At 48.9% G+C, this 25,394-nt stretch carries 20 protein-coding genes, 6 pseudogenes and 1 CRISPR repeat array (1 of these 27 only partly in view); of the genes and pseudogenes, 14 read left to right on the top strand and 12 right to left on the bottom strand.

Annotated elements, in window-relative coordinates:
- Window positions 1-1,178: direct repeats of the CRISPR family, unit length 29 nt; unit sequence ATTTAAATCCCTCTCCGTTCAGATTAAAC; it reaches 1,725 nt to the left of the window's first position.
- Window positions 1,179-1,415: 237 nt separating this feature from the next.
- From B9L19_RS08010 to B9L19_RS07995, 4 genes are all read right to left on the bottom strand, one after another.
- Window positions 1,416-3,212: a type I-B CRISPR-associated protein Cas8b1/Cst1 gene (locus B9L19_RS08010; protein WP_089113894.1), complete on the bottom strand. Its 1,797-nt coding sequence runs from the start codon at window positions 3,210-3,212 to the stop codon at window positions 1,416-1,418.
- Window positions 3,209-3,934, bottom strand: a complete 726-nt coding sequence (gene cas6, locus B9L19_RS08005) for a CRISPR-associated endoribonuclease Cas6 (protein WP_025948829.1) — start codon at window positions 3,932-3,934, stop codon at window positions 3,209-3,211. Before cas6 ends, B9L19_RS08010 begins: the two co-directional genes overlap by 4 nt.
- A 317-nt stretch (window positions 3,935-4,251) precedes the next feature.
- Window positions 4,252-6,708, bottom strand: a complete 2,457-nt coding sequence (locus B9L19_RS08000; protein WP_047752926.1) for a DEAD/DEAH box helicase family protein — start codon at window positions 6,706-6,708, stop codon at window positions 4,252-4,254.
- Complete coding sequence (locus B9L19_RS07995; RefSeq protein ID WP_047752925.1) at window positions 6,701-7,027, bottom strand: nucleoside triphosphate pyrophosphohydrolase; 327 nt, start codon at window positions 7,025-7,027, stop codon at window positions 6,701-6,703. The genes B9L19_RS08000 and B9L19_RS07995 overlap by 8 nt, the downstream gene beginning before the upstream one ends.
- A 200-nt stretch (window positions 7,028-7,227) precedes the next feature.
- On the opposite strand from B9L19_RS07995, the gene B9L19_RS07990 reads away from it, so the two are divergent.
- The 4 genes from B9L19_RS07990 (at window position 7,228) to B9L19_RS07980 (ending at window position 8,712) form a co-directional block, all read left to right on the top strand.
- On the top strand, window positions 7,228-7,542 hold the full coding sequence (locus B9L19_RS07990; protein WP_241771974.1) for a CBO0543 family protein: 315 nt from the start codon (window positions 7,228-7,230) through the stop codon (window positions 7,540-7,542).
- Window positions 7,536-7,685, top strand: coding sequence for a hypothetical protein (locus tag B9L19_RS19790; protein ID WP_241771973.1), 150 nt, complete (start codon window positions 7,536-7,538; stop codon window positions 7,683-7,685). Before B9L19_RS07990 ends, B9L19_RS19790 begins: the two co-directional genes overlap by 7 nt.
- Before the next feature lie 69 nt (window positions 7,686-7,754).
- The gene (locus B9L19_RS07985) at window positions 7,755-8,087 is read left to right on the top strand and encodes a hypothetical protein (protein WP_047752924.1); all 333 of its coding nucleotides are present in this window, start codon (window positions 7,755-7,757) and stop codon (window positions 8,085-8,087) included.
- Between the two features lie 148 nt (window positions 8,088-8,235).
- The gene (locus B9L19_RS07980; RefSeq protein ID WP_047752923.1) at window positions 8,236-8,712 is read left to right on the top strand and encodes a CBO0543 family protein; all 477 of its coding nucleotides are present in this window, start codon (window positions 8,236-8,238) and stop codon (window positions 8,710-8,712) included.
- A 167-nt stretch (window positions 8,713-8,879) separates the two neighbouring features.
- Here the strand turns inward: B9L19_RS07980 and B9L19_RS07975 are convergent, their stop codons facing one another.
- The 5 genes from B9L19_RS07975 to B9L19_RS07955 form a co-directional block, all read right to left on the bottom strand.
- Window positions 8,880-9,851: a sugar phosphate isomerase/epimerase family protein gene (locus B9L19_RS07975; RefSeq protein ID WP_047752922.1), complete on the bottom strand. Its 972-nt coding sequence runs from the start codon at window positions 9,849-9,851 to the stop codon at window positions 8,880-8,882.
- Between the two features lie 103 nt (window positions 9,852-9,954).
- Window positions 9,955-11,109 (bottom strand): Gfo/Idh/MocA family protein, encoded by a 1,155-nt coding sequence (locus B9L19_RS07970; protein WP_047752921.1) that lies wholly within the window; start codon window positions 11,107-11,109, stop codon window positions 9,955-9,957.
- Window positions 11,106-11,855: a ThuA domain-containing protein gene (locus tag B9L19_RS07965; protein WP_047752920.1), complete on the bottom strand. Its 750-nt coding sequence runs from the start codon at window positions 11,853-11,855 to the stop codon at window positions 11,106-11,108. Before B9L19_RS07965 ends, B9L19_RS07970 begins: the two co-directional genes overlap by 4 nt.
- Before the next feature lie 93 nt (window positions 11,856-11,948).
- Complete coding sequence (locus B9L19_RS07960) at window positions 11,949-13,028, bottom strand: Gfo/Idh/MocA family protein (protein WP_089113893.1); 1,080 nt, start codon at window positions 13,026-13,028, stop codon at window positions 11,949-11,951.
- A 144-nt stretch (window positions 13,029-13,172) separates the two neighbouring features.
- The gene (locus tag B9L19_RS07955) at window positions 13,173-14,177 is read right to left on the bottom strand and encodes a LacI family DNA-binding transcriptional regulator (RefSeq protein ID WP_047752918.1); all 1,005 of its coding nucleotides are present in this window, start codon (window positions 14,175-14,177) and stop codon (window positions 13,173-13,175) included.
- 417 nt (window positions 14,178-14,594) lie between these two features.
- On the opposite strand from B9L19_RS07955, the pseudogene B9L19_RS07950 reads away from it, so the two are divergent.
- The 5 genes and pseudogenes from B9L19_RS07950 to B9L19_RS07930 form a co-directional block, all read left to right on the top strand.
- Window positions 14,595-14,825: pseudogene (locus B9L19_RS07950) on the top strand (DUF4351 domain-containing protein); the annotation flags it as partial.
- A gap of 70 nt (window positions 14,826-14,895) precedes the next feature.
- Window positions 14,896-16,707, top strand: a complete 1,812-nt coding sequence (locus B9L19_RS07945) for a DUF2339 domain-containing protein (protein ID WP_089113892.1) — start codon at window positions 14,896-14,898, stop codon at window positions 16,705-16,707.
- Window positions 16,707-17,306, top strand: coding sequence for a hypothetical protein (locus B9L19_RS07940; RefSeq protein WP_241772007.1), 600 nt, complete (start codon window positions 16,707-16,709; stop codon window positions 17,304-17,306). Before B9L19_RS07945 ends, B9L19_RS07940 begins: the two co-directional genes overlap by 1 nt.
- A 137-nt stretch (window positions 17,307-17,443) precedes the next feature.
- Complete coding sequence (locus tag B9L19_RS07935) at window positions 17,444-17,839, top strand: hypothetical protein (protein WP_011230640.1); 396 nt, start codon at window positions 17,444-17,446, stop codon at window positions 17,837-17,839.
- Between the two features lie 112 nt (window positions 17,840-17,951).
- Window positions 17,952-18,914, top strand: a pseudogene (locus B9L19_RS07930) (ABC transporter permease); the annotation flags it as partial.
- A 120-nt stretch (window positions 18,915-19,034) separates the two neighbouring features.
- On the opposite strand, the gene B9L19_RS07925 reads toward B9L19_RS07930, so the two are convergent.
- From B9L19_RS07925 to B9L19_RS19785, 3 genes and pseudogenes are all read right to left on the bottom strand, one after another.
- On the bottom strand, window positions 19,035-19,448 hold the full coding sequence (locus B9L19_RS07925; RefSeq protein ID WP_428839048.1) for a winged helix-turn-helix domain-containing protein: 414 nt from the start codon (window positions 19,446-19,448) through the stop codon (window positions 19,035-19,037).
- A 198-nt stretch (window positions 19,449-19,646) separates the two neighbouring features.
- A pseudogene (locus B9L19_RS19015) lies at window positions 19,647-20,025 on the bottom strand (transposase); the annotation flags it as partial.
- A 313-nt stretch (window positions 20,026-20,338) separates the two neighbouring features.
- Window positions 20,339-20,437, bottom strand: a pseudogene (locus tag B9L19_RS19785) (helix-turn-helix domain-containing protein); the annotation flags it as partial.
- Between the two features lie 495 nt (window positions 20,438-20,932).
- On the opposite strand from B9L19_RS19785, the pseudogene B9L19_RS18630 reads away from it, so the two are divergent.
- The 5 genes and pseudogenes from B9L19_RS18630 to B9L19_RS07900 all read left to right on the top strand — a co-directional run.
- Window positions 20,933-21,022, top strand: a pseudogene (locus B9L19_RS18630) (IS982 family transposase); the annotation flags it as partial.
- A gap of 73 nt (window positions 21,023-21,095) precedes the next feature.
- A pseudogene (locus tag B9L19_RS19780) lies at window positions 21,096-21,284 on the top strand (hypothetical protein); the annotation flags it as partial.
- A gap of 262 nt (window positions 21,285-21,546) precedes the next feature.
- Window positions 21,547-23,598, top strand: coding sequence for an LTA synthase family protein (locus tag B9L19_RS07910; RefSeq protein WP_047752841.1), 2,052 nt, complete (start codon window positions 21,547-21,549; stop codon window positions 23,596-23,598).
- Window positions 23,595-24,464, top strand: coding sequence for an ABC transporter ATP-binding protein (locus tag B9L19_RS07905; protein WP_047752840.1), 870 nt, complete (start codon window positions 23,595-23,597; stop codon window positions 24,462-24,464). Before B9L19_RS07910 ends, B9L19_RS07905 begins: the two co-directional genes overlap by 4 nt.
- Window positions 24,461-25,120, top strand: coding sequence for a hypothetical protein (locus B9L19_RS07900; protein WP_025948779.1), 660 nt, complete (start codon window positions 24,461-24,463; stop codon window positions 25,118-25,120). The genes B9L19_RS07905 and B9L19_RS07900 overlap by 4 nt, the downstream gene beginning before the upstream one ends.
- Window positions 25,121-25,394 lie beyond the last annotated feature (274 nt).

The following is a 25,394-nucleotide window of genomic DNA, read 5'->3' as shown; positions in this document are numbered from 1 at the left end:
GTCGGCATCATCCTCGAGGGACGCTCGCCCTTCTATTTAAATCCCTCTCCGTTCAGATTAAACGGAGGAACAACGGTGCCATCGAGACGCAAAGGAGAAATTTAAATCCCTCTCCGTTCAGATTAAACAATACTGCTGAAGTGATCCCGATTTCGCGACGTCCATTTAAATCCCTCTCCGTTCAGATTAAACCTTTGTTTTCTTCAAAAGCTGGCTGAAGAAACGGTCATTTAAATCCCTCTCCGTTCAGATTAAACTGAGCTTGGCGCGAATATTTTCAATCCCTTCTGGATATTTAAATCCCTCTCCGTTCAGATTAAACGCACTTAACATAGTTAGCATAGGCGTCACAATACAATTTAAATCCCTCTCCGTTCAGATTAAACTCTGCATTTCTATTCAACTGCACCAACGCCATCTGAAGATTTAAATCCCTCTCCGTTCAGATTAAACGAAAATTCGTACGGGCGCCCATCTAAACTATATCTTGATTTAAATCCCTCTCCGTTCAGATTAAACTATCGACGACAACCTCTGTGATGTCGTCAGGATGGATTTAAATCCCTCTCCGTTCAGATTAAACGAAGGAAAAAGGAATCGATATTGCGATCGTTATGAGAAATTTAAATCCCTCTCCGTTCAGATTAAACTGTGATAGCGCCTGTTTTTCCGTTTACGCTAGTGACATTTAAATCCCTCTCCGTTCAGATTAAACACATTCAACGAATTAAACTCATTCCAAAAAGCTGAAATTTAAATCCCTCTCCGTTCAGATTAAACTATAATTTCCTGCTTGTATAAGTTCTTTTGTTTCTTCATATTTAAATCCCTCTCCGTTCAGATTAAACTATAATTTCCTGCTTGTATAAGTTCTTTTGTTTCTTCATATTTAAATCCCTCTCCGTTCAGATTAAACGAACGCAGCGCTGTTTTCTTCCAAGACAGACATGATTTAAATCCCTCTCCGTTCAGATTAAACGATCATGTTTGTGTAGGATAGACAATAGTTGTGTTTAATTTAAATCCCTCTCCGTTCAGATTAAACTTTTGGGCGTTGCTCATTTTTTCGGTGCTTTTCGATAGCATTTAAATCCCTCTCCGTTCAGATTAAACGACTTCCCAGCCGAGCATCTCAGCTAAAATATCGTCATTTAAATCCCTCTCCGTTCAGATTAAACCTCACATTTCGCACCCCAGCAGTGCAGAAACAAAGGATTTTTTATTCATTTTTTTAAAATATTTTTTGAGCCAACACAACAAGCGATGGCAATCCTTTTTTTACCATCGCTCATCATTCCTTATGAGGTTTTGTGTACAATTCATCTGAAGTCCTCCTTGGCATGATGGTAGGTGTTGTTTGACACCCCTGCATCATACCAAGAGGGCTTTTTTTGATCAAGTCCCCGGAAAAGCTCCTAACGGGAATGCTCCTCTTGTTCTCCTTGTCCTTCTTGAGACAGCAACCCAGCAATAAAGGCGTTGGCTACAGCGGGGAAATCCAAATCCCGCTCATGCAGCGCATTTAAGAAAAGCGGAGAAATGGGCTGATCCGCTGACATATGAAGCCGGAACAACGTATCCAAGAAGCTTTTCCGATCCCCCGCTTTCGCTGCGTTTAACAACCGATAGGCAATGGCGCTAATTTTTTTACTCGGGCTCGCAGAATAACGGTCGGTCGTTTTTGGGCTTCCAGCCTGTTCCAATGCCTTTCGAATCTCTTGGCCGCACCGATATAGGGCATATACCCTTTTGTCTGTTTTTTCCATCTCTTTTCCTCCCCTTTTCAACTGCATAATTCGGCTGCGTTCGCGAATAGCGATGTAAGGGCCGATGTGGGAACGTCCATTTTCAATACAATCACGCAAATATTGATAAATGACTCGAGCAGGATCCGCTCCACGCAACACGTCTTGGATGAATTGTTCACGATAGTCATAGTGGACGTAATCCAACTTTCCTGGATATTCGACAAAATAACGGGCTAAATACAATGGAAGATGGTAATAGTGCAAATGCGTTTTTTTGCTGTCATAGTCAGAAGAAAATTCTAAGAAAAATAGATGGTCGATCACATAGCTTGCTTCTTTCGTTACACTTTGGACGAGCTTGCTGACGATGCGGTCAAACGGATCTTTTTGCTGCTTCATCTGCTTCAGATGGTTGTTTTTCTGTAAAATCTCCGGGAATGGCGCATCGGATTGGACAAAGCCTGCGTACATGCGATACTCGGTTTGGTCTTGAAGTCCTTCTTTCTTCAAGTAAATGGCCGCACCAGCAGGCGCAAAAAACAACACAAGTTTCGCCAAAGATGAAATCGGTTTCGGTTGCTTGTCCTGCAAGTCCCAATTGAAATTAAAAGCCTTACTTGTTATCCCAATCGGGGAAAAAATCATTTCTTCGAAATTATAAAAAGCAATGCGGCCAGGGAAAAGCATACATTCATACACGGATTTCAGTTCTTCTTGTATTTGTGGCAAAGGCTTCTTTTTCCACGCTCTCTTCAACGCTTTAAACGGCTCATATTCAACATGCTCATCCAAAAAATGAAGAACGTCTTTCTCTGCAGAAGCAGAGCGCAAGATTTGTTCCAATTGAAGATCGCGTTGCACCGGAACAATATAATCGGCTTGAAATTGTTCGATATGCCCTTCCAAATCCAAATGATTTTTCGAAACATTTAAGAACGATACTTGTCCAAAGAAAGATTTGAGAACAGCCGCTTTAAAATAATTTAATGTCAGCTTCTCATTAATGTCTGCTTTGGAAAGTAGTTGTTGGAATTCCGCAATACATTGCTCCAATTGCTCGATTTGTTCCGGTTTTTTGATCGACTTGATTGTTTCAAGCAATGGATCGACCTGCTCATTGGGGAAATACTGTTGAATTTTCTTCCCCGTATCCGTAATCGTCTTTTTTATATTGGCCAGAGCCGTTGAAAACAAATTTTCCTTTTTGGCCTGTCCAAGGTAGGAAAGCAATCTCTCTCTAGTTCGCTTTGCCGTACTGTATTCGTCGAGCAAATAATGAAAATATGCTCGCGGTAATAGTGGAAGTACGCCTGTCTCCAACTCAAGCCCCTGTGGAACGATTCGGATGCTGTTTTTGTACTGCTGATCAATCAAACGATTTTCCAGCCCGTATTCGAAAACACGGTACAGCCCGACAAGCCCCATTGTCACCATCCACTCGCCCATGCGGAGTTCGAGCTTCATCCCCGCACCTCCTCTACCTCAAGCAAGCCAAATCCTTGATTGCGCCGTTTCGACAACCCGAGCTGATACAGCAGTTGCAAATCGGTTGGATGACCAGTTAGCGAAAAGAGAGTTTGGTAGGCTGTAAAATATAAAACGTCGCCGCCCCCATGCGTTGCCTCAAATTCATGATTCGTCTCCTTCACAACCACCTTGCGCCATCGCAACGGCCGCACAATCAAGGGCGACAATAGCCCATTTCCCCGATACTGCCGCAAAATCAGATCTGCTAAATAATTCACGTGCTCCTCATAATCAGGAGCATCTGGACTGACCGGCTTCTGGTTTTTATCTTCAATCAACATCGGAGAAAGGGTGCGAAACACCACGATAGAATCTGTGATCGTTTTCTCCGGTAGCATGCGGATTTTTTCTTTCACAAGCTGATAGTGCTTGTATGAAAATACTTGCTTTTGTTGCAAACCGTTGTATAAGTGCAAGAGAAACTCATGATCAGGTGAACTAACAGTCATTGTTATTCCATCTAAATAAACCTCTTGGCCGGCAAATCGAAAATTTCTTAAATATGTAGAAAATGAAAATGGTTTCATTGAAGAACTGTTGTATAAACGCTCATAATATTGCTCATCCGACACTCGTAATGCTTCTTTTATCACCGACACCAACATCATGCGGTATGAAACAGGCATTCTTTCCACTTTGAATGAACAAGTAAGCCTCATGACGCACCTCCTTTTGACTTACATATTACCGTATTTTGACTAAAAATGTTGTCGGAATTTGTCTTTTGGAAAAATAAATTTGTTTCTTCTCTTCCGACTTCTAAATTTATTTGATGTGAAACGATCGATCAAAGTATTTCTAACCGCCTCAGAGTTTTTGGATTAAGGAATTGCAGCACTTCTAGAAGGACGGTGACAAACCTGCTGTCACGAGCAAATCAACGGTATTTCGCCAAAAAAGAAGGCTGATTCCACCGTTTTTCTCTAATTGAGAAACATGTGGAGCTGGCAGTATTTTGTACTAAATCACCGACCTCCTAGTTCATCAAGCCTTCCTTTTTCTCAAAATACACATGCAACCGATACTCGCAAATCTCTTTTGTCCAGTTGTACAATATTTCTTCGTGTTCGCGCGCAATGGAAAACTGGAGCGCAAACACGTTGTTTTCAAAGGAAATCAGCCCCCTTGAACTGCCGCTCCATTTCGTCATTGGCATGCGGGCGATCAGTTTGCTCACCTTTTCCTCGTCGTACTGCCAAAGGCGTTCTGTTTCCCCATCGGAAAAATCAATGCGCTTCCGATATTCTTTTTCCGTTAAGTACCGGTGAAAGAACGCCGCCGCTTGTTGCGGGGTAATTGGCTCATGCCAGCCCGATGACCCGCGCTCCAGCATAGCTTTTAGGACCACCATTTTGTAGCTTTTCGACATCACCGTGCGCTCCACTTCAACAAGCCACGGTTCGTATTTTAGGAACACTTCCTTTTCCAGCTCTGACAACTCCCCCGCCCAATATAAAAAGCCGACATAAGATCCGAACTCTTGTTTGTACTCCGCTGCTTCACTTCGGCCATGAAGATGCAACTCCAAATACGTCGGCCGTCTGCCAAGCTCCTGTTTCAGCTCCCGATAATCAGCAAGCAACCGTTCTTTGCGCGGCTGGCGTTTTTTCTGCATCTCCTCGAGAAGATGGATGGCTTGTATATCGAGATGCAGTTCGCACGTTTCTGGAACGGTTGGCACAACGGGTTCCCGCGCCGTTTTCTTTGTTTCCTCTCGCCGCGTATCAAACAGACGCAGTTTGACATCCGCATTGCGGTAGTTTCCGATTAAGTCGATAATGACGCAGTAGTCTTTCCCTTCATACAGCCGTAGCCCGCGCCCGACTTGCTGGGTAAAGACAGTTAAGGATTCCGTCGGCCTTACAAATAAGAGCGTATCAACGGAAGGAATGTCCACTCCTTCATTGAACAAGTCCACGGTGAAAATAGCGTCCAATTCACGGCGCTCCAACATGGCAATGGCCTGCTGGCGCGAAATGGCCGTCTGCTTTGAATGAAGGCTGGCCGTCCGGTATCCGCGGCGTTGGAAATATTCGGACAGGAAATCAGCTTGCCTGATCGATGAACAAAAAACAAGCGCCCTTGTTTTCTTATACTTCTCCCACGCTCGCAAAATCTTCTCTGCCATCTCCTCGCGAAGCTGCGCTTGAAGCAATTCTTCTTCATCGTACCGGTTGCCGAGCCATTTGACTTGCGAATAGTCGGTATCGTCGTAAACCCCATAATAATGAAAGGGGGCCAGCCACCCACGCTGCACCGCTTGGATAAAATCGATGCGATACGCGACATTGCCGTCGCAAAGGGCGTATACGTCTTTGTTGTCGCTCCGATCCGGGGTAGCGGTGATGCCAAGAAGAAATTTCGGCTGAAAATATCGAAGAACGCGGTCGTACGAGCGGGCCGCCGCATGATGGAACTCGTCGACAATGATCAAGTCAAATGCATCGGGACGAAACGAATGCAAATGTTTTTTCATGCTCAGCGTAAAGATCGAGGCAAATACCATGTCGGCATCTCTGTCTTTTTGGTTGCCATCGTACAGTCCTGCTGTCCGATCAGGAATCACGCGTTCAAACGAGCGCTTCGCTTGACGGAGAATTTCCTCACGATGGGCGATAAACAGCACCCGCGAAAAGCGGCGGGCAAAAAAGGCGGCCAAGTATGTTTTCCCGAGCCCGGTCGCCATGACCACCATCGCTTTGTCATATCCTTCTTCATAGGCTGCTTCCAGCCGCTCCAACGCCTCAACTTGGGCAAAGCGCGGCTGGATCATTCCGTATGGCGCCGCCGCTTCATGGACAACATCGGTCTTGTCCGTCATCTCCTTCTCTTGCTTCTTCTCCGTTTCCGTCGGAAGCATCAGCTCAATTTCCTCAGTCTCCGCCCATATGCGGGCCAAATTGGGGTGCCGCTGATGGCAGCTTTGATACTCGTTTTCATAGTCAGCAACCGTTTCTCGATTGATCGGCACGGTTTCCGGGGCGTAAAACAGCTTTAAAAACTGCTCCATCGCTTCGGCAAATACATCCTCATCAACGCTCTTATCCAATCCAAGGTTCCACTCGACACCGTCAGTGAGCGCTGAACGGGACAAGTTGGAAGAACCGACAATGAAGTAGCCGCCTTCTGCATCTTCAAACAGGTACGCTTTCGGATGAAAGGATATGCCCTTGCTCCGATACAAGCGAACTTCAATGTCTGGATGAACAGATATGAGCCCACGCAGCGCCTCTGGCTGGGTGACAAACAAGTAATCACCAACGCAAATTTTGATATCCGCCCCCCGCTCTGCAGCTGCCCGCAAACTGTCCTTCAACAGGTGAACGCCGGACTTCATGGCAAACGATGTCAGTATGTATATCGTCGACGAGCGGCTCATCTGTTCCTGCAGCTTGTCAAGGAGGCGGTTGGAAATCAATTTCACCTTACTCATCGTGAACCTCAATTAAGAAAATTTTCTCCCGAAAACCGCCGCGCTTCTCTGCCTTTTTGGCGCGGATTTGTTCCACCTGTCCGATCGAAGCGCCATGGCATTCAGCCAAAACATGAATAATTTCCAACACATCTGCGAGCTCTTCAAGAGCCGCCCCGTCCGTTTCTGCTTGGACGTATTCCTCCAGCTCCTCAAACGCTTTTTTCTGCAGTTCTTTTCGGTACTCTTTATCGTCAAGTATGCGGGCGGTGAACGTTTTTCCTGATTGTTCAATAATGGTGGGGATGCGGTCGCGGACGAGTTTGTTGTATATTGGCATGTTCATTCCTCCATTTACAAAACTATACTACTATTTTACAAGATTCCGCTTTTTTTTCATAGGACAGAACATACAGGAGACCATCATTTCTAAGGCCTATTGCGCTGTCGTAAAATGAAAACACGAAAAAATTCACATACTCCCCCCTCCCTCATCCCATACTAAGAAAAATCGACATCATTCGCATCCAGGGGGCGATCATGGAACAATGGATTCTCTGGGCGCTTGTTGCGGTGGGCATCGGTTTGCTGGGGCTCAGCTTCCGCGTTTTTTCACCAAGGGAAGTATGGCTTTCGTGTTTGCTCAATGCATATGCGGCGAGTTTTTTCGGTTCGATCGTGGCGGGGACCGGGCTGCTCGAGTATCCGGTCCGTTTTTTTGCTTCTTATACAAATAACAGCGTCATTTTTGAATATCTTCTTTATCCGGTTGTCAGTGTGTACGTCTATGCCACCTCGCGCCGGGCGCGCTGGCCGGCGCGACGGCGCAATGCGCGGGGTATGCGGCGGTGCTGACGGCCCTTGAGGTTGTCTTTGAGCGATATACCGATTTGATCGAATATCATGCCTGGAAGTGGGAATACTCGCTCGTTACAATGTTTCTGTTGACGTTGGCCGTTCGGTTGCTCGCTGGGCGAATGCTGAGACGAAATGAGTGAGCCAGCATGTCTATTTTTGCCCGTTTGGCGCTATACATATAGTATCATGTCCCAAAGGAGGCAAACGGGATGGTGCTGTTTGACATCAAACACCGCCTGTATTATGAAGCCATCAATTCCGCGCGTCCAAAAATGGCGCCGATCCGCCAAGACCGGGCGTGGGGGTATGTATGGAAGAACGTAAATGGCGAGCGGGTGAAGTTTTGGATCGATTTCCGGCGCGGACAGTATCTCTATTTTGAATATGGACGAAAATGGTATCGGGTGAAGTATTTGCAGGCGAACGGGCGGAAATCAGGCGAAGACATATTGAACGGGGCGATGATCGATTTGACGGTGGACGGGCACCGGCTGCTGTTCATGAAAGGGCGCGTCGGCCGCGAGACGGCGCACGCGATGTAAACGGCGGCTGCGCCTTCGATGCCCTGCATGAATCGGTCTACAGCCGCGCTTGCGCCCGTGCCTAAATCAAACGCCCGGTGGATCTATGACATTTCTCATCGGCCGCACAGGCTGGACAACAGAACCTCTGACAGGAGAGGATGAAGACATGGATCGAATCCACTTATGGGTGTTGCTGGCGCTGGGCCTCATCCTATTGGTTCTCAGCTTGCGCAAACCGCCCATAAAAGACGTGATTCTTGTGTTTTTATTGAAAGCTTATTTTTCCACTTTTTTTGGCGTCATTGTGGTGGAAAAGCATTTGCTCGACTATCCCGTGAGGTTTTTGGGGCAATACTTCGACACGAGCATCTTGTTTGAATACTTTCTGTATCCGATCATGTGTGTGTATTTTTATCGAACATCGTACCATTCGAGCTTTTTCGGCATTGTCGGACAATGCGCTTTGTATACAGCCGCTTTGACGTTCGTGGAAGTTCTTTATGAAAGGCATACCAATTTGATTCGATATCATGCATGGACATGGATGCATTCGTTTGTCACGATCTTTCTTCTGTCCTTTTCCGTTCGGATGCTGATGAAGTGGATCAACCGCTGGGAAGAGTCCGTCCGCTGGCGTTCATGACCTCACGAAAGCGCCCGAACGGACAAGAGAACACGCTGGCTTTCCCAAAGAAACCGTTTGCGGCTGGACGAATGTCCGCATGCGAATACGCGAGGTCTTCTTGGCGCACATGTCAAAGCAAACATACAGGCGGCAAAGAGCGCCTCGGTCTCCTTGCCGCCTTCTTTTTACGCCCACCACATCTCCGGCAGTTCTTCTTTGAACAGCACCTTTTTCAAAAGCGCGACGGCTTTGGACAGCCCTTCATCGATCGAAGCGAGCATGTCTTCATGTTCGATCGACAGCACGTAGTCGTAGCCGACGGCGCGCAGGGCGCTGACGATGTCGCGCCACATTTTTTCGCTTTGCCCGTAGCCGACGGTGCGGAACACCCACGAGCGGTCGAGGATTTGGCTGTAATGTTTCGTGTCGAGCACGCCGTTTTTGCGGATGTTCGTTTCGTCTAGGTACGTGTCTTTCGCATGCACATGGAAAATCGCTTTTTCACGGCCGAGCAGTTTGATCGCTTCGACCGGGTCGATGCCTTGCCAAAGCAGGTGGCTCGGGTCGAAGTTGGCGCCGATCGCGTCGCCGACGTGTTCGCGCAGTTTGAGGAGCGTTTCCGGGTTGTAGACGACAAAGCCCGGATGCATTTCAAAAGCGATTTGCGTGATGCCGTGCGTTTTGGCGAACGCGGCTTCTTCGCGCCAGTACGGAATGACGACTTCTTCCCATTGCCATTTTAAAATTTCCAAGTAATCCGGCGGCCAGGAGCATGTGACCCAGTTCGGGTATTTGGCGCCGGGATGGTCGCCCGGGCAGCCGGAGAAGGCGTTGATGACCGGGACTTCGAGCTGCTCGGCGAGCCTGACCGTTTTCCGCCACGTGTCATGTGACTGTTTCGCGAACGTTTTGTCCGGATGAAGCGGGTTGCCATGGCAGCTTAACGCGCTGATGACGAGGCCGCGGTCGGCGACAGCTTTTTTCAGCGCTTTGATGTTTTCCGGCTGATCCAACAGCGCGTCGGGATCGCAATGGGCGCTGCCCGGGTAATTGCCGGTGCCAAGCTCAACGGCTTCGATGCCCATGGCGGCGACTTTGTCCAGCATTTCCTCAAACGGCAGCTGCTGATACAAGACGGTGAATACGCCTACTTTCATTTTGTCATTCTCCCCCTTTTGACGGCGCGCAACGGCCGGACGGCCGCCGCGCCGCGCTGTTGTTGCTTCTCGTCGGATGAGCGGATCGAACGAACTCCCACGCTTATTCCGCCACCCGCACCCATTGTTTCGTGCGATGGCTTTCCAAAATGGCGTCGACGATCCTCATCGTATGGTGGCCGTCGGCGATCGTCGCAAACGGCAGTTCCCCGAGCGCCTCGCCGCGTTGCTTCCGGATGATGGCGCCATAAAAATCACGGAACAAATTTTTCAGCCCGTCCGGCCAGCCTTCTTCATGGCCGCCCGGATAATGGGCGTAAGCGGCGGCTTGCGGCGACAAAAGCGCCGGGTCGCGGACGATTTCTTCGTTCGGGCCGCTGCGGCGCCCGACCCAGAGGCGGTTCGGGTGCTCTTGGTCCCAAGCGAGCGTCATCTCATCGGCCGCAATTTCAAAATAGAGTCGGTTTTTCCGGCCGGCGCTCACTTGTGAAATCGTAAACGTCCCGTGGGTGCCGTCGTCAAAATGAACGATTACGCTGCCGCCGTCTTCCGTGTCAATCTGGACGGGCTCGGCGTCTTGGCTGCGGCCGGATGTGAACGTGCTCCCTTCCTGCTTCGGCTTGTAGCGGACCGGATGGACGGTGCGCAAGTCGGCAAACACTTCGACGATTTTCTTGCCGAGCACATACTGCACTGTGTCGCACCAGTGCGAACCGATGTCGGCGATGGCGCGCGACGGGCCGTTTTGCGCTGGGTCGAGCCGCCAGTTGTAGTCCGTGTCATACAAAAGCCAGTCTTGCACATAGCCGCCATACACGAAATGGACGCGCTTCGCCTCACGGGCGAGCCGCTCTTTCGCCTCGACAACGAGCGGGTAGTGGCGGTAGTTGAAGCAGACCGCGCTAAGGCTTTCGCTTTGTTCAGCGAGCCGCTTCAATTCCGCTGACTGTTCGCTGTCCATGGCGAGCGGCTTTTCCGACAACAAATGTTTTCCCGCCTCAAGCGCAGCCTTGTTGATCGGGAAATGGAGGACGTTGCGCGTGCAGTTGTGCACGGCTTCGACGTCCGGGTCGTCCACCAAGGCGCGGTAATCGCCGTACGCTTTCGGAATCCCGAATCGGCGCGCGGCTTCCTCCGCTTTTTCTTGGCTGCTTGAAGCGATGGCGACAATGTTCACAAACGGCAGGCGGCGGAGCGCCTCAATATGGGAGGAAGCGGAAAAGCCGGTGCCGATGATGCCGACATTGATCCAGTTCATGGCGTCATCCCTCCTTGTTTCGCTTTGATCGGCTCAAGCGGCTTGACGTTGCCAAAGACGATTTCCCCGCGGTTGACCGGCGCTGCCCAGCGGACAGCGTTGGCGATCACTTTCAGCACATCCGGGTGATGGTACGTCGGATACGTTTCATGGCCAGGGCGGAAGTAGAAAATTTTCCCTTTCCCGCGCGTGAACGTGCAGCCGCTGCGGAACACTTCTCCGCCTTCAAACCAGCTGATGAAAATGGTTTCATCCGGCTCGGGGATGTCGAAAAACTCGCCGTACATTTCTTCCTGCTCAAGCTCGATGTACGGTCCGATTCCTTCCACAATCGGATGGCCCGGGGCGACGACCCAGAGGCGCTCTTTTTCATCCGCCTCGCGCCATTTCAAATTGCATGTCGTCCCCATCAGCGTTTTGAAAATTTTCGAGAAATGGCCGGAATGAAGGACAATGAGCCCCATTCCTTCGAGCACGCGGCGGTGGATGCGTTCGACCACCTCATCTTTCACTTCATCATGGGCGATATGCCCCCACCAGACGAGGACGTCGCACCGGTCGAGCACCTCGTCGGTCAAGCCGTGCTCCGGTTCGTCCAAGACAGCGGTCGCAGCGTCAAACCCCGCTTCAGCCAGGTAGCGCGCGATGACGGTATGCATTCCTTCTGGATAAATGGCTCTTACTTGTTCATCTTTCTTTTCATGGCGAAATTCGTTCCACACAACGACGCGGATGGGTGTAGTCATTCATGGATCCCCCTTGGTTTTTTCGGATTGCGTGCATAAAGGCAAGGACGGCTTGTTTTTGGTTCACAGCTCGCGGGAAGCCAGAACCGCTTCTCACCATTCAATGCGGACTTGCCGCCCTTGGTCGGACGACTCGTAAATCGCTTCCAACACTTTGGCGATCATAAGCCCTTGTTCCGCCGTGCAAAGCGGTGTCGTCTTCTCCGTGATGCTCGTGACAAAGTGGTCAAGGAGCGCCACCCGTTCGCTTTGGTCGTCAAAATGGAGCGTGACATCGGCCGGAACGCCGTGTTCGTTGCGGAACCATTTCACTTCTTGGCGGTTGTCAGCCACATTCCACTCCCAGCGCACGCCGCCTTCCGTGCCGAGAAATTCGACATACGCCCGCTCTTCTTCAATGTGCGACGCCCAGCTCGTCTCCAGCAGCACCGTCGCGTCGTTTTCGAGCTGGATGAACGCCGAGGCGAAATCTTCGACCGTATAGACGGCATTAGGCAAAAACGCCGTTCCCGGCCATGCCCCTTGGCGGCGCGGGCCGAACTTCGCGTACGTTTTCCCCGTCACGGCAACCGGGTTCGGATTGCCGAGCAGCCAAAAGGTCACATCGAGCATATGGACGCCCAGGTCAATGAGCGGACCGCCGCCGGAGCGCTCGCGGTCAAAAAACCATGCCCCCCATGCGGGAATGCCGCGGCGGCGCACCCAGCCCGTTTTCGCGTAATAAATCTCGCCGAACGCACCGGATTGGATTCGCTCATGCAGCCATTGCGCCGCTTGGCGGAAGCGGTTGTTCAGCGCAACCATAAACTGTTTTCCCGATTCGTCGCGGGCGCGGATGATGGCGTCCGCCTCTTCCGCTTTCGTCACCATCGGCTTTTCGCAAAGCACGTGTTTCCCGGCCCGCAAGCTGTCGACTGACACTTGGGCGTGCAAAAAATTCGGCACGGTAATGATGACGGCATCGACATCTGGTGAGGCGAGCAATTCCTTGTAGTCGCGATACACTTCACGGATGCCGTACGTTTTCGCTTTTTCCGCGGCCGCTTGTTCATTGACGTCGCAAATCGCCTGCAAGACGACGCGCTCGGGCAGGGCGAGCGCCGCCTTGATATGTTCTTTGGAAATCCCTCCGGCTCCAATCAAGCCGAGGCGGATTGGAATCGTGTTTCCCATGTCCTTTTCCCCCTTTGCATTTTATGTTTGCGGCTTCCATATTCCATCGGTTCTCCCATCATTCCTCGTGATGTAATCGATTACATCATCACCGGAAAATCCGCCCGTCCCCCAGGACCGGAATGGGACGCTCTGTCCAGTTCTTCAGACAGAGCGCCCGCCTCCACATGAATCGCGGATGACAAGCCGGTCGGGAAGAACGAGCTGGCGCCGCTCGACATCGATTCCTTCAATGAGCCGAAGCAGCAGCTCCATCGCTTTTTGGCCGATCTCAAACATCGGCTGGGCGATGGTTGTAAGGCTTGGTTCAAAAATCGAGGCCATTTGAATGTCGTCAAATCCGACAACGGCGACATCGTCGGGAACGCGCCCGCCGCGATGGCGAATGGCTTTAACCGCCCCGATCGCCATCTCATCGTTGGCGGCGAAAATCGCGGTTGGCGGCTTCTCAAAGGCGAGTAGCTTGAGCGTCAAATTATATCCGGACTCATAGGTAAAATCGCCTTCCTGCACGAGCGCCGCATCGACTTCGATCTCGTGCTGCGCCAGCGCTTGATAATAGCCGCGCAGCCGGTCGCGGCTTAAAATGATGTTCATCGGCCCGGATAAGTGGGCGATGCGGCGATGGCCGAGGCGGATCAAGTGTTCTGTCGCTTTGCGGGCGCTGCTGATGTTGTCGATCGAAACGGTCGGGATATCCGCTCCTTCCAAATACTCGCACGCCAACACGATGGGGAACTGCTCCGCCATCTCTTCCATCAGCTCTTTGCGGATGCGGGCGGTCAAAAAAATCATCCCGTCAACTTGCCGCTGCGGCAATACGTTCAAATATTGCTCCTCAAGCCGGGCATCGTTTTGCGTATCGCCAAGCAGCACTTGATAGCCGTGCTTGAGGGCGACCGCTTCAATGCCGCGCAGCACTTTCGAGAAAAATGGGTTCGTAATATCGGGCACGACGACGAGCACCGTCTCGGTCTCCATCCGCCGCAAATACCGGCCGAGCACGTTCGGCTGGTAGTTCAGCGCTTCAATGGCTTCAAGCACGCGCTGCCTTGTCTCTTCGGTGACATTGCCCGTGTTGCGCAACACGCGCGACACGGTCGCCGTCGATACGTTCGCCCGCTTCGCCACGTCTTTTATGCTTGCCATTGGTCGTAGTCCTCTCGCTTATGTAATCGATTACATCACCATCGTATCGGAAAGACAGGACGGTTGTCAAGCGTTGTTTTTCCTATCCGTCTCAGACATGGGTTGCTCCTTTCTCATCGGCGAAAAAGATCATCTCGCATCACGAAAGCTTCTACGCAAGCGTAATCATGAGATGAATCGATGCTTCCACCTCCAACCACAGGTAGGCATTGTCCAAGACTAGCGCAACCCCGCTCTTTCGACAAGAGCAAACAGTTCAGGGAATTTGTGGTGTTGGCAGGCCAATGCTTGTATGACGCGAAGTAAATACAAAACAGAAATTTTTCCTAGTGATCCAATCTTTTATTTTCTATGCAGGATTTTTTCTTCTGCTCACGAATCAGTTGATAATGTAACATTTCAAAGCGAGGTGATCGAATGGCCATTGACCATGACCGATTGTTCAAAGAGCTGATTCAAACGTTCTTCGAAGAGTTTCTTCTCCTCTTTTTCCCCGACATGCACGAACACATTGATTTCAGCCATTTGTCCTTCCTGTCCGAAGAACTGTTCACTGATGTCACGGCAGGTGAAAAATACCGCGTCGATCTATTGGTCGAGACGAAGCTGAAAGGGGAAAATGGGCTGATCATCGTTCATGTGGAGAATTTTTTTTTTTTTTATAATGCCATTGAATTTTACAAACATTTCAAATTCATGATTAGAGAGGGCATTCCATATGAAATGGGTGTTCATGTCAAGAATGACGTTCCGCTTAAAAGCCGAAACTATTTTCATACTCGCATTTTCTGGGGTTTTGATGTTTGTTTGCCTCAATCCCCATACGATCAATCCAGCGGAATGGATCTTATATACAAAATACTTGGTTCCGATTGGAATGGCGGTCTGGCTGTTCTTCAGCTTCCGCTTGCATGTATCGTTGTTCACTTCGACGCCGATTCACTGGATCGCGATGAATGACATCATGCCAAACCCGCAAACGATCGTCTTCTGCCAAGCTTTGATCGCGTTTGTTTGTTTTTTCGCTTGGCAACTGGCCTTGGCTGGGATCATCGCCGGGGCGGTGGTGATCAACTATTCAGCGGGTTGGGATCTTTTCACTTTTCTGTTTCCGTTGTATTTGATTCATTTTCTTCTCCCATTTCTATGGGCGTGGATGATCGGATTGTCCGCAGGCGCTGTTTACGCCTATCATTCTTCCAAAAAAGCGATGTTGCTCGTTGGTGTGTTCGTTTTGTGGATCATCGTGCTGTTTTCTTTAGAATATCGCAATCCATCCTTCTCCTTGTGGGGAAACCATCGTTGGCCTTACATTGACCCGTTATTCAGCCTAACCTTCCAAAAAGAACGCGTGCTGATCAAGTTGGCGTATATCCTTTCTTCCATTGCCGTTTATGGCGTTTTTCGAAGTATGCGGCGATCCTTCGCGGGGCTTGCGGCTGGTGTGACTCTCGTTATTTTCGTCACATTTTTCCTTCAACATGCACAATCAAAATTCCAGTTGGATGACATTCTGTTGGCAAACGACGCCAAACTCTATCAACAAATCAAACATCAGGATCAAACCAAGAACATCCCGTTGTATGGATATTGGAAAATCAAGGAGATCGAGGTGAATCCGAAATCCACGTATCCGATCAAAGCCACACTCTCTCTGCATCCGAACGAACACACCGTTCGTTTTTCGATCAACGAGCAATTTCAAATCGATCACATCCAAGGCGGAGGGAAGCGTTTGCCCTTTCAACAACAAGGAAACGTTGTTCAGGTGCAGACCAACGGTGCCCCATCCATGACGATCTATTATCGACATGCCAACTGGTATCCGCAGTCCATGGATTCAACGCTTTACGATATCAACTCATCCGGAACGCTTCACTCCAATGTAGAAACGAAAACATGCACACGAGTCAACGTGATTGTCGGAAAGGAAAAGTACCGTTGGCATGGGGACCATCTCCCTTGTCTCTCCGTGATCAACGGTCCTTACAAACAAATTCAAGTGCAACATACTCGTTTCCTTGTTTATAAACCATTTCTCACTACAACAAGAAATTATATGGAATTGAAGCATCAACTCGTTTCCATCCGCAATGAGCTATGCCACTTGTTTCCGAATCTTGCAAATACAGATTATTGCACAAAAGAAGTCAAGAGCGTCTCAATCATCCCAAAAAGCATCAACACCACAAACCTTTCGCTCTACGACAGCACGGTGGCTGACGGAACCTACACGTTTTATGTTGATCCGTTCTTGGACGTCAATGGCATCCCGGCAACCAAACATATTCAGGAGTTGGCTGCGTTTTTCATCCCATACCGATTGTTCGAAAACGAACAGATCAGTCTCTTTGCCGGCTTATATTTAATGGAAAAACTACATATTCCATCTATCGGATATGGAAACAGGATAGCGGAAAAATCCTCCATCGACTCAACAACGTGGGAGCACTACATGGCACTATCCATAAAAGAAAAAGAAAACATATTGATTCAACTAGCGCAAGAAAGGAGGAAAGGAGACAAATGATGGAATTGAAAAATGTGACTCTCAAGCACCGTCGCCAACTGATTTTGCATCATTGTTCCGTCAATCTTCCTTCCCAATCCATCATTCTAGCCAAAAATCACATTCGCACAGATATTGTCGCCAAAGCGCTTGCCGGCTTTCATCCTATCGATGAAGGGGAAATCCATTTCGATGAACAGGAAGCAAGAGAAAAAACGAATAAAAGCGTATTTTTCGTGATTCCTGAGAACTACCACCAACTGTGGAGAAACTATCGTTTGCAAGATATTTCGATATGGCTGAATCGTCCTTTTCAGCAATCGGCGCTATGGAAAAAATATCGCCTCCCTTCCCATGCATCCATCGATTCATTGACGATGTTTCAACGGCTGATTTATTTTGTTTCCCTTGGACAGTCGCTAAATCGCACCGTTTTCATTTTCGATCAGCCGACGAAACACTTTGACTTCGAAGACTTAGAACGCTTTTACCATTTTTTACGTCATGATTTTGCGGATGCAAACTATATGATCTTGAGCAACCGAATCGAGAATGGATTTACTGATCTTTCAATTTATCAAATTCATAATGCAAAATTAGTTGCCTTTGAAAGGAGGTGAAAAAGAATGTTAGGAAACAACAATGAAAAATGGAAAAGCTCATCGTTATTGGTTCCATAGCCTCTTACGAAATGAAGCTGGAACCGCAGTAAAGACGAGAACAAGCGATATAATATTTGGAGAGGAGAAGGGATAACATGATCGTGAACCGAAAAAAGAAATGGAAATCAAAATGGGCATCTTTATCGCTTGCAGCAGCAGTAATAGCCACTGCCGGTGCAGCGGGAGCAGAATCCGCAACAGCCTTTTTAGATGGGTCAAGTACTTACAGCAATACAAAAACTATTAGAGCAAATACAAATGGTACAGGGAATATTCATGCTGTAAATAATGGTGCCAATACCCAAACGAGAGGCTATGCTTACAAATCGATTGATTGGTGGCCCGACAGCGTCGTCGCCTCCACCAACTGGCTCAATCCTAGGCAAGAAGAAACGCGCAATTTTACACAACAAGAAGGCGATAAATATTATGGCCAAATTGTTGGTCAAACGGTTGGTTCAAGAGGATACGTGACCATTACGGTCAAATAACGATGCCGAATCCGGATGATAAAGGAGTCAGGGATACGCCTAAAAAAATAAAGCGATCCCTGACCGCATTTTTCATTTGTCAACTTCTCAGAAAGAAAGCGGTTGATCGGCGATGAGGTGGAAATGGCTGTTTGTTTTTTATTGGAAACGATTGTTGAAAAGCAAGTTATACATTGGTGCTAGTTTCTCGTTTTTTCTTTTGCTGGCCGTACGGTTTACACTATTTTTTACCGATCCGTACAATATGGAGAGTTATGGGGATATCCCTCATGAAGTGTTCATGCTTGTTCAAATCGTTTCGCTCTTTTACATCGTGTGGTTCTACCTTCTCTACTCCAACGAACTTCGTTATGGCGTTTCGTCATGGTTCGCCGACGGCTACCGGATTCTGCTGGAGAAAATGAGCGCCTTGCTGGCGGTTCATGCGCTGTGCCAAGGGATCATGCTGATGATGAGCTGCTGCGTTTTTTCACTCGTGTATCTCTTCGTTGGGGTGGAGCCTTCGGATCTGTATTGGTCGCTGCTTCGGTTTCTCGCCGTCTATCAGTTTGGACCGCTCGTGCTCACCGTCCTGTACGGCGTCATCATCGCACTGCTGTTGGAAACGAAAAAGGTCAGTTTTTTCGCTATGTTGCTTGTGTGGATCCTGACCGGACCGATGACGACGGAGCTGTTCATCGATCTGTCCGAAACTGTTCATGCCCGCGACTGGACGTCGCTGCTGTTTATCGGAAAACACGCGATTCAACGAGCGTATGATTCCTACATCGGGTTTGAGGTCGACCGCGGCGGGGAATGGAAATGGGCCGCGTGGTTTCTTTCCCTTGTCGGGTTGGCGTTGTTGTCGTCGATCCGCTTTACGCAGACGAGAAAGGAGCGAAACGCCGTCTTGAAAGCATTTCTCGTCTTCCCGTTTCTGATCGTCCTAACCGCCTACCACTCCTTGCAAACGAACACCAAGGCGTTCACCCGGGCCGATCAGACGACCGAACTCGAGGAGTACCGTCGAATGCCGCAAACCATCAAGGCCGATTTGCGCTACCGTATCCAGTCGTATGACATTGCGATACGTGGGCATGATGGCCGAACGTCGGCACTTGTTTTTGGCGGCCGACTTCCGACCATGTGGACCGCAAGACATGGTAAGAGCGGATATGTGTTTCATCAAGGTACAACAAGACCGAATCAGGATCCATTAAGTTTTTTTTATGAAGTCGATCTGTTTCTCAAAATTCTTTTGTCGATCCGGATCACCTTTCGCCAATGTGTAGGTCGGCCGTGTCCACGACAGCCCTTTGCGGTGCAGGAGTTTTCGCAACGCTTCGCGGGAAATGGAAACACCGAAGTGCTTTTCGACATAGGATTGCAGGAGTTTGGTGTTCCACGCCGAAGCGACGTCCCAGCCCAGTTCGGCGGGAGTGGTGGTCAACACAAGCTGTTTGATCTCTTCCTGCTGTTCTTCGGTGAGAAACGGCTCCCGCCCGGGGGCGAAATCCCGATGAAGCAAGAGCTTCAGACCGCCTTCGTTGAACAGCGACACAGAATGGGAAACGGTTTGTCGGCACACGTTGACCATGGAGGCCACCTCTTTGCCCAAATAGCCTTCCATGACCAGGCGAACCGCCATCACCCGTTGGCGAAGAAGGGTGTTTTTGATTTTCCGTTCCTGTTTGTGAAGTGTCCGAGGTGTCCATCCGTGATCGTTGGTGATTTTGAGACGTTTCATGCAGAATTCCGCTCCTTTTCCATACTTTTCCTTAGGAGCAGTATAACCGGAGTGGGCACCACTTATACGAAGGTTAACTTTTCAATGAGCATATATATAGAAGGCCGGTGAATTAATGGGGCATAGACTTCCCACATGTCGAATTTTGGAGGCCATTCTCCCCGCCATTTGGCGCCAAAGGATGGGAAGACGAGCAGGACTTCCTGCTCCCAATTTCGGTTTTGCGCACGCCAAAGAGCCGGTCTCCCCTCGTTTTTTTTCGAAACCGGCACAATCGCTTCAGATTTTGCACGACGGCGGTCAACAGCGCCTGTTCTTCCATGGCATAAAGACCCCGGCTTCGGATCCGGTCCAGCCCGTGACATTCCTTCCCTTCAGCGAACACATGCTCACAACGCGTGCGAAGGGCTTGAATGGATCGATAGCCGCCCTGTTGCTGAATGAGCCTCGCTTGATTGCCAAGTTTTTTGATCAGATCCATTTGCTTTTCCAATTGCTTTTGTCGATCCGGATTTCCTTTCGCCAGTGTGTACGTCGGGCGAGTCCATGACAGACCTTGACGGTGCAGGAGTTTTCGCAGCGCTTCGCGGGAAATGGAAACACCGAATTGCTTGGCGACATAGGATTGCAGGAGTTTGGTGTTCCACGTCGAAGCGACGTCCCAGCCCAGTTCCCACGGGAGTGGTGGTCAACACAAGCTGTTTGATCTCTTCCTGCTGTTCTTCGGTGAGAAACGGCTCCCGCCCGGGGGCGAAATCCCGATGAAGCAAGAGCTCCAGACCGCCTTCGTTGAACAGCGACACAGAATGGGAAACGGTTTGTCGGCACACGTTGACCATGGAGGCCACCTCTTTGCCCAAATAGCCTTCCATGACCAGGCGAACCGCCATCACCCGTTGGCGAAGAAGGGCATTTTTGATTTTCCGTTCCTGTTTGCGAAGTGTCCGAGGTGTCCATCCGTGATCGTTGGTGATGCGCGGACGTTTCATAAATGATCCCGCTCCTTTTCCATTGGTTTCCTTCGAAACAGGATAACCGGAGTGGGCACTGGTTATACGAAGGTTAATCTTTTAATGGGCATGTATATGGTGAAAGCTTTTTTGCATCAAATTAAAGTAATGACTTCTGTATGAACCCTTTTTCATGATTATACTGCCCCTACATGCTGTGAACAATAGATCTTACAGCATCCAAATGAGGTGCTCCCCTTACCGGATGTGCTGCACAAATCAGAGATTAAGATGTCAATTTGGATGTATATAGATACCCGTGGTGCTAGATAAAATCAGACAAGCATAAAAAATAGCCCTTGCATGAGGATCTCCTTAAAATGAAAGTGCAACCAAACATCAAAAGAAGAAGTTCCCATGCAAGAGCACTTTCATTTTACAACAGATCGTGTTAAACTTCCAAAACAATATGCATCGATTTTGCTTTTTGTATCGGCTCAACGATCGTATAACCTCGGTGACAAAGGGTATATCAGCCAAAAGCTGCAAAAGAAGCTGTACGAAGAGCACCGAGTCGCTTGCCAACTGGTATCCGCAGTCCATGGATTCAACGCTTTACGATATCAACTCATCCGGAACGCTTCACTCCAATGTAGAAACGAAAACATGCACACGAGTCAACGTGATTGTCGGAAAGGAAAAGTACCATTGGCATGGGGACCATCTCCCTTGTCTCTCCGTGATCAAATCAACTGGTGGCCTGATTCAACAGTTGCTTCGGCAATAGCCTATCCATCACAAACAGTAAAAAAATCTTTTACAGCTGAAAACGGGTCTTTCTACTATGCTGAAGCATACACACAAGCCAACGCGACATCTATTTATGGCGAAGCAAAAGTGACCGTGAATTAAGTTTGCACGCTTCATTCAACAAGCAAGCGAATGTCAACACCGCTCCATCACACCGGCATTCGCTTGCTTCCTTTTATCGTTGATGGATGCGACCATGCTGAAAAATGGAGTGACCCCTTATGATGTTGTTTACTCGCCTATCGTGGTTTTACGCCAAACAGATGGGAAAAAGCATTCTCTATATGGGAACATACACATTTTGGTTCATCATGCTGATGATGCGCTTTCTCATTCGCCAGTACGATTCCTTTGGCAAGACGGATTATGGAAATTTTGTCGGGGAAATGACGTTAATCGTCCAAGCGACAATGCTGCTGTTTATGGTGTTTTTTTACAAGTTGTTCTCTGATGAATACCGATTTGGCGCCAATCTTTTGTTTGCCGGTTCACTGCGCATCACAGCGTTGAAAATCGCCGCCTTGTTTGTGAATCACTTGCTGTTTCTTTCATTTTTCACCAGTCTTCAAGTTGCACTTGTATGGCAATTTTACCGCACATGGGGTCTTCCCTTTTCTTCGTTGTATACCGAAACGGCGTCGTACATTGCGGCGTATTGGTTGTTGCCGTTCATATTTGCCTTTTTTCTTGGTATTTTCACTGCTCTATTGTTTGGGAAAAATCGATTAAGCTTTGCCTGGATGATGGTCATTTGGCTGGCCATCGGCCCGATGAATACACAATTGTTTTCCCGTTATCTCCATCGCATCCCCTTTTCCGACATCCGTAGTTTGTTCTACATCGGTCCGTTGAATATGGACGATGTATTTCGTGACGTCGTTGGATACAATGTCAGCCTTCCGACGTACATGAAACTATTGTTTTGGATTCTAACGTCGATGATGGCGGTATGGGCCATTCTTTGGAAAACGGCCCGCACGACAAAGGAGAAGGCGGCCATTATCATGGGCGTTGCTTTGCTTTTGTCGGGTGATGCTTGGTTGTTTCCGCATATTTTCACAGGAAGCAAACTGGTGTTTAGCTACGCTGATTTGGCTCAAGAAAATGTTTACTATCAAACTCATGATCCAACCATCCAACCAAGCACATTGCACTATTCGATTGAACGGTACGACATTCAGCTGGAGGCCAAAAACGGTGTCCGTGCGAAAGTGAAAGTGACCTTGCGACAAATTCGGGGCGACACGCTGTCGTTCGTGCTTTATCATCATTTTTCTCTGAAGCAAATCACTGATCAAACCGGAAAACAGCTGCCGTTTATTCAACAAGGGGATGTCATCACGGTCAAACGTTCACCCAATCGCTTGACCGACGAATGGACATTTGAGTATCAAATGAACGATTCCGCGCAAATTCCGATTTCACCGCACTATTTGTTTTTGCCGAGCGATTTCAGCTGGGTGCCGACAAAAGCCGAACATGCGCCGTTTGCCTTTGTGAACGTTCATTCCAGTCCGGTGCCTGTATCGATGCAACCGAGCCATCCGATCCGCTATACGTTGTCGTTTCACGGAACGGCGCCGTTTTATACGAATTTGCTGCGCCGAAGCGACGGAACGTACGAAGGAGTTGTGTCCGGCGGCATTACAGCCGTAGCGGGAATGTTTGTGAAGGAAAAAATCGGGCCGTGGCAGATCGTGCACCCCGCCGATTGGCCGAATCTTGAGCGGGATTGGCCGGTTTTCGAACGTCATGTACGGCGCATCCACCATGACATCGTGCAGATGTTCGATTTAAAAGAGGCAAAGTTGCCGACGAACATCGTGTTGCTCGCTCCCCATGGTGAACAACGGAGCGTATATAGCAGCGATCATTTGCTTCTTCAAATTGATACGCCATATTCCCTTCGCTCCCAAGAAGGAACATTGATGTATTTGCCGGAAATCATAACAGAAGGACTTCTTTGGAGGGGAGCACATTCATCGATGCAAAAAGAAGTGTTTCAAGCGTTGCTGGCAAGATGGTTCCAACAACAATTAGCCCTTCCCTATTCCGGAGGAGATTTGACGTTTGATTTGACTTTGTCAGTCGACTCTCCTGACGGGAAAACAGAGGAAGTGCTGAGGCAGCTGTCTGGGGAGTATGAACGCTTATCCGATGAAAAAAAACAAACATTTTTGGCTTTATGGTACAAACAAATGAGGGAAGGAGCAGATGGCAGCTGGGAGAAAGTGATACAACTCATCCGCATGGTTCAGGAGGGACAAACATGATCCATGCATCCAGCGTCACGAAACGAATCAAAAAACAACTCATTTTATCGAACGTATCGCTTTGCATGGAAGGGATTTACGGGTTAGTCGGACCGAACGGAGCCGGCAAGACGACATTGATGAAAATATTGGCCGGCTTGACACCCATGGATGAAGGGCAGGTGGCGATCGACGAACGAAGCTGCACCAAAGGAAAATATGTGAAAGCTCATGAACGGATCGGTTATTTGCCGCAAGATTTCATGGTCTATCCAAACATTACGGTCGAAGAAGCGCTTGACCATCTCGCTTTATTGCAAGGAATGATGGACAAAGGCGAACGGCACGCGGCCGTTGCCGAAGCAATTCAAAAAGTGAACTTGAACGGCCATGAGACGAAAAAGATGTCCGAGCTGTCCGGCGGAATGCGGCGACGGGTGGGAATTGCTCATTTATTGACGCGAAAGCCGTCCATCTTGCTGTTTGACGAGCCGACTGCCGGCTTGGATATTGAAGAGCGAATCCGCTTTCGCCATCTGCTCAAACAGCTTGGTTCCGAGCATACGATTGTCATTTCTTCGCACATTGTGGAAGACATTGAGTTTTTGTGCACCAAAATTGGGGTTTTAAAACAAGGGCAAGTGTTGTTTGAAGGCACGCCGTCTGAGCTGAAGTCCCGCGCAAAAGGCTGCGTATGGGAATATTGCATACACCCCGAAGAATTGGATGACTTGATCGCAACGAGAGAAGTGGTGCAGCTTCTCGAAGAAGAGGATGGCATTCACGCGCGAGTATTCTCCAAAAACGGGGGAACAGGGGGGAGACGGGTGGCGCCGCGATTGATCGACGGCTATTTGGCTGTTGTCAGGAGAGGGGAACCAAGATGAAAGCTTACATCGAATGGATGCGAACCGCATTCGTGTTTGACCGCAAGACAATGGGCGGAGCATTTTTTGTTCCACCGGCGATGTTCATCCTATCGCTGTTGCTTATTTTGTTTGTTCCCCGCAAATCGCCAAGTATTTACGACAATGTGATTATCATCCAAGGGCTGTTCATCCCGTTTTCCGGCTGGTGCCTCATCTATCGGTTCGGCGAACTGTATGAAGACGGAGCGCAAGAGACGCTTGTCCCTTACTATAGGCAATGGGTTTGGATCGATATTGTACGTTATTCTTTCATCCATTTGTTGGGGGTTGTCGTGCTAAGCGGGGCATTCATGTGGAAATATGGAGTTTCTTCTTTGTCTTTTTTGAATCTCATTCATTTCATTCTATTGACGTTCTTTTACCTATTTTTCAGCACTGCCTCCCTTGTTCTTACAAAAAACACCAATATCGCACTGACAGTCATTTTTATTTATACGGTGCTTGAAGTGGCCACATTAGGAACGTTCATGCCCTGGCCGCATATCTTTTTGTTCGAGCCGCCGGTTTGGGAACCGATGCTCATCAACAAATTCATCATGTTAACGCTGTCCATCTTTCTAGCAGCATTCATCACCATTGTCTGGATCAGCAAAGGAGATCGGAAACCTCAATAAAAGCAGACAGGGGATCATTGACGTTTGGCGGCAAATAACGGCTTCCCATCCAAACGAGAGGCTATGCTTACAAATTGATCAATTGGTGGCCCGACAGCGTCGTCGCCTCCACCAACTGGCTCAATCCTAGGCAAGAAGAAACGCGCAGTTTTCCACAAACCAAAGACGATAAGTATTATGGCCAAATTGTTGGTCAAACGGTTGGCTCAAGAGGATATGTGACTATTACCGTCAAATAAATATACCGAATCCGGATGATGAGGGAGTCAGGGGA

It is taken from the genome of Geobacillus thermocatenulatus (assembly GCF_002217655.1).
GTDB classification, from domain to species: Bacteria; Bacillota; Bacilli; order Bacillales; family Anoxybacillaceae; genus Geobacillus; species Geobacillus thermocatenulatus.
The sequence above is the reverse complement of the archived record's forward strand: the minus strand, read 5'-3'. Positions and strand labels throughout refer to the sequence as shown.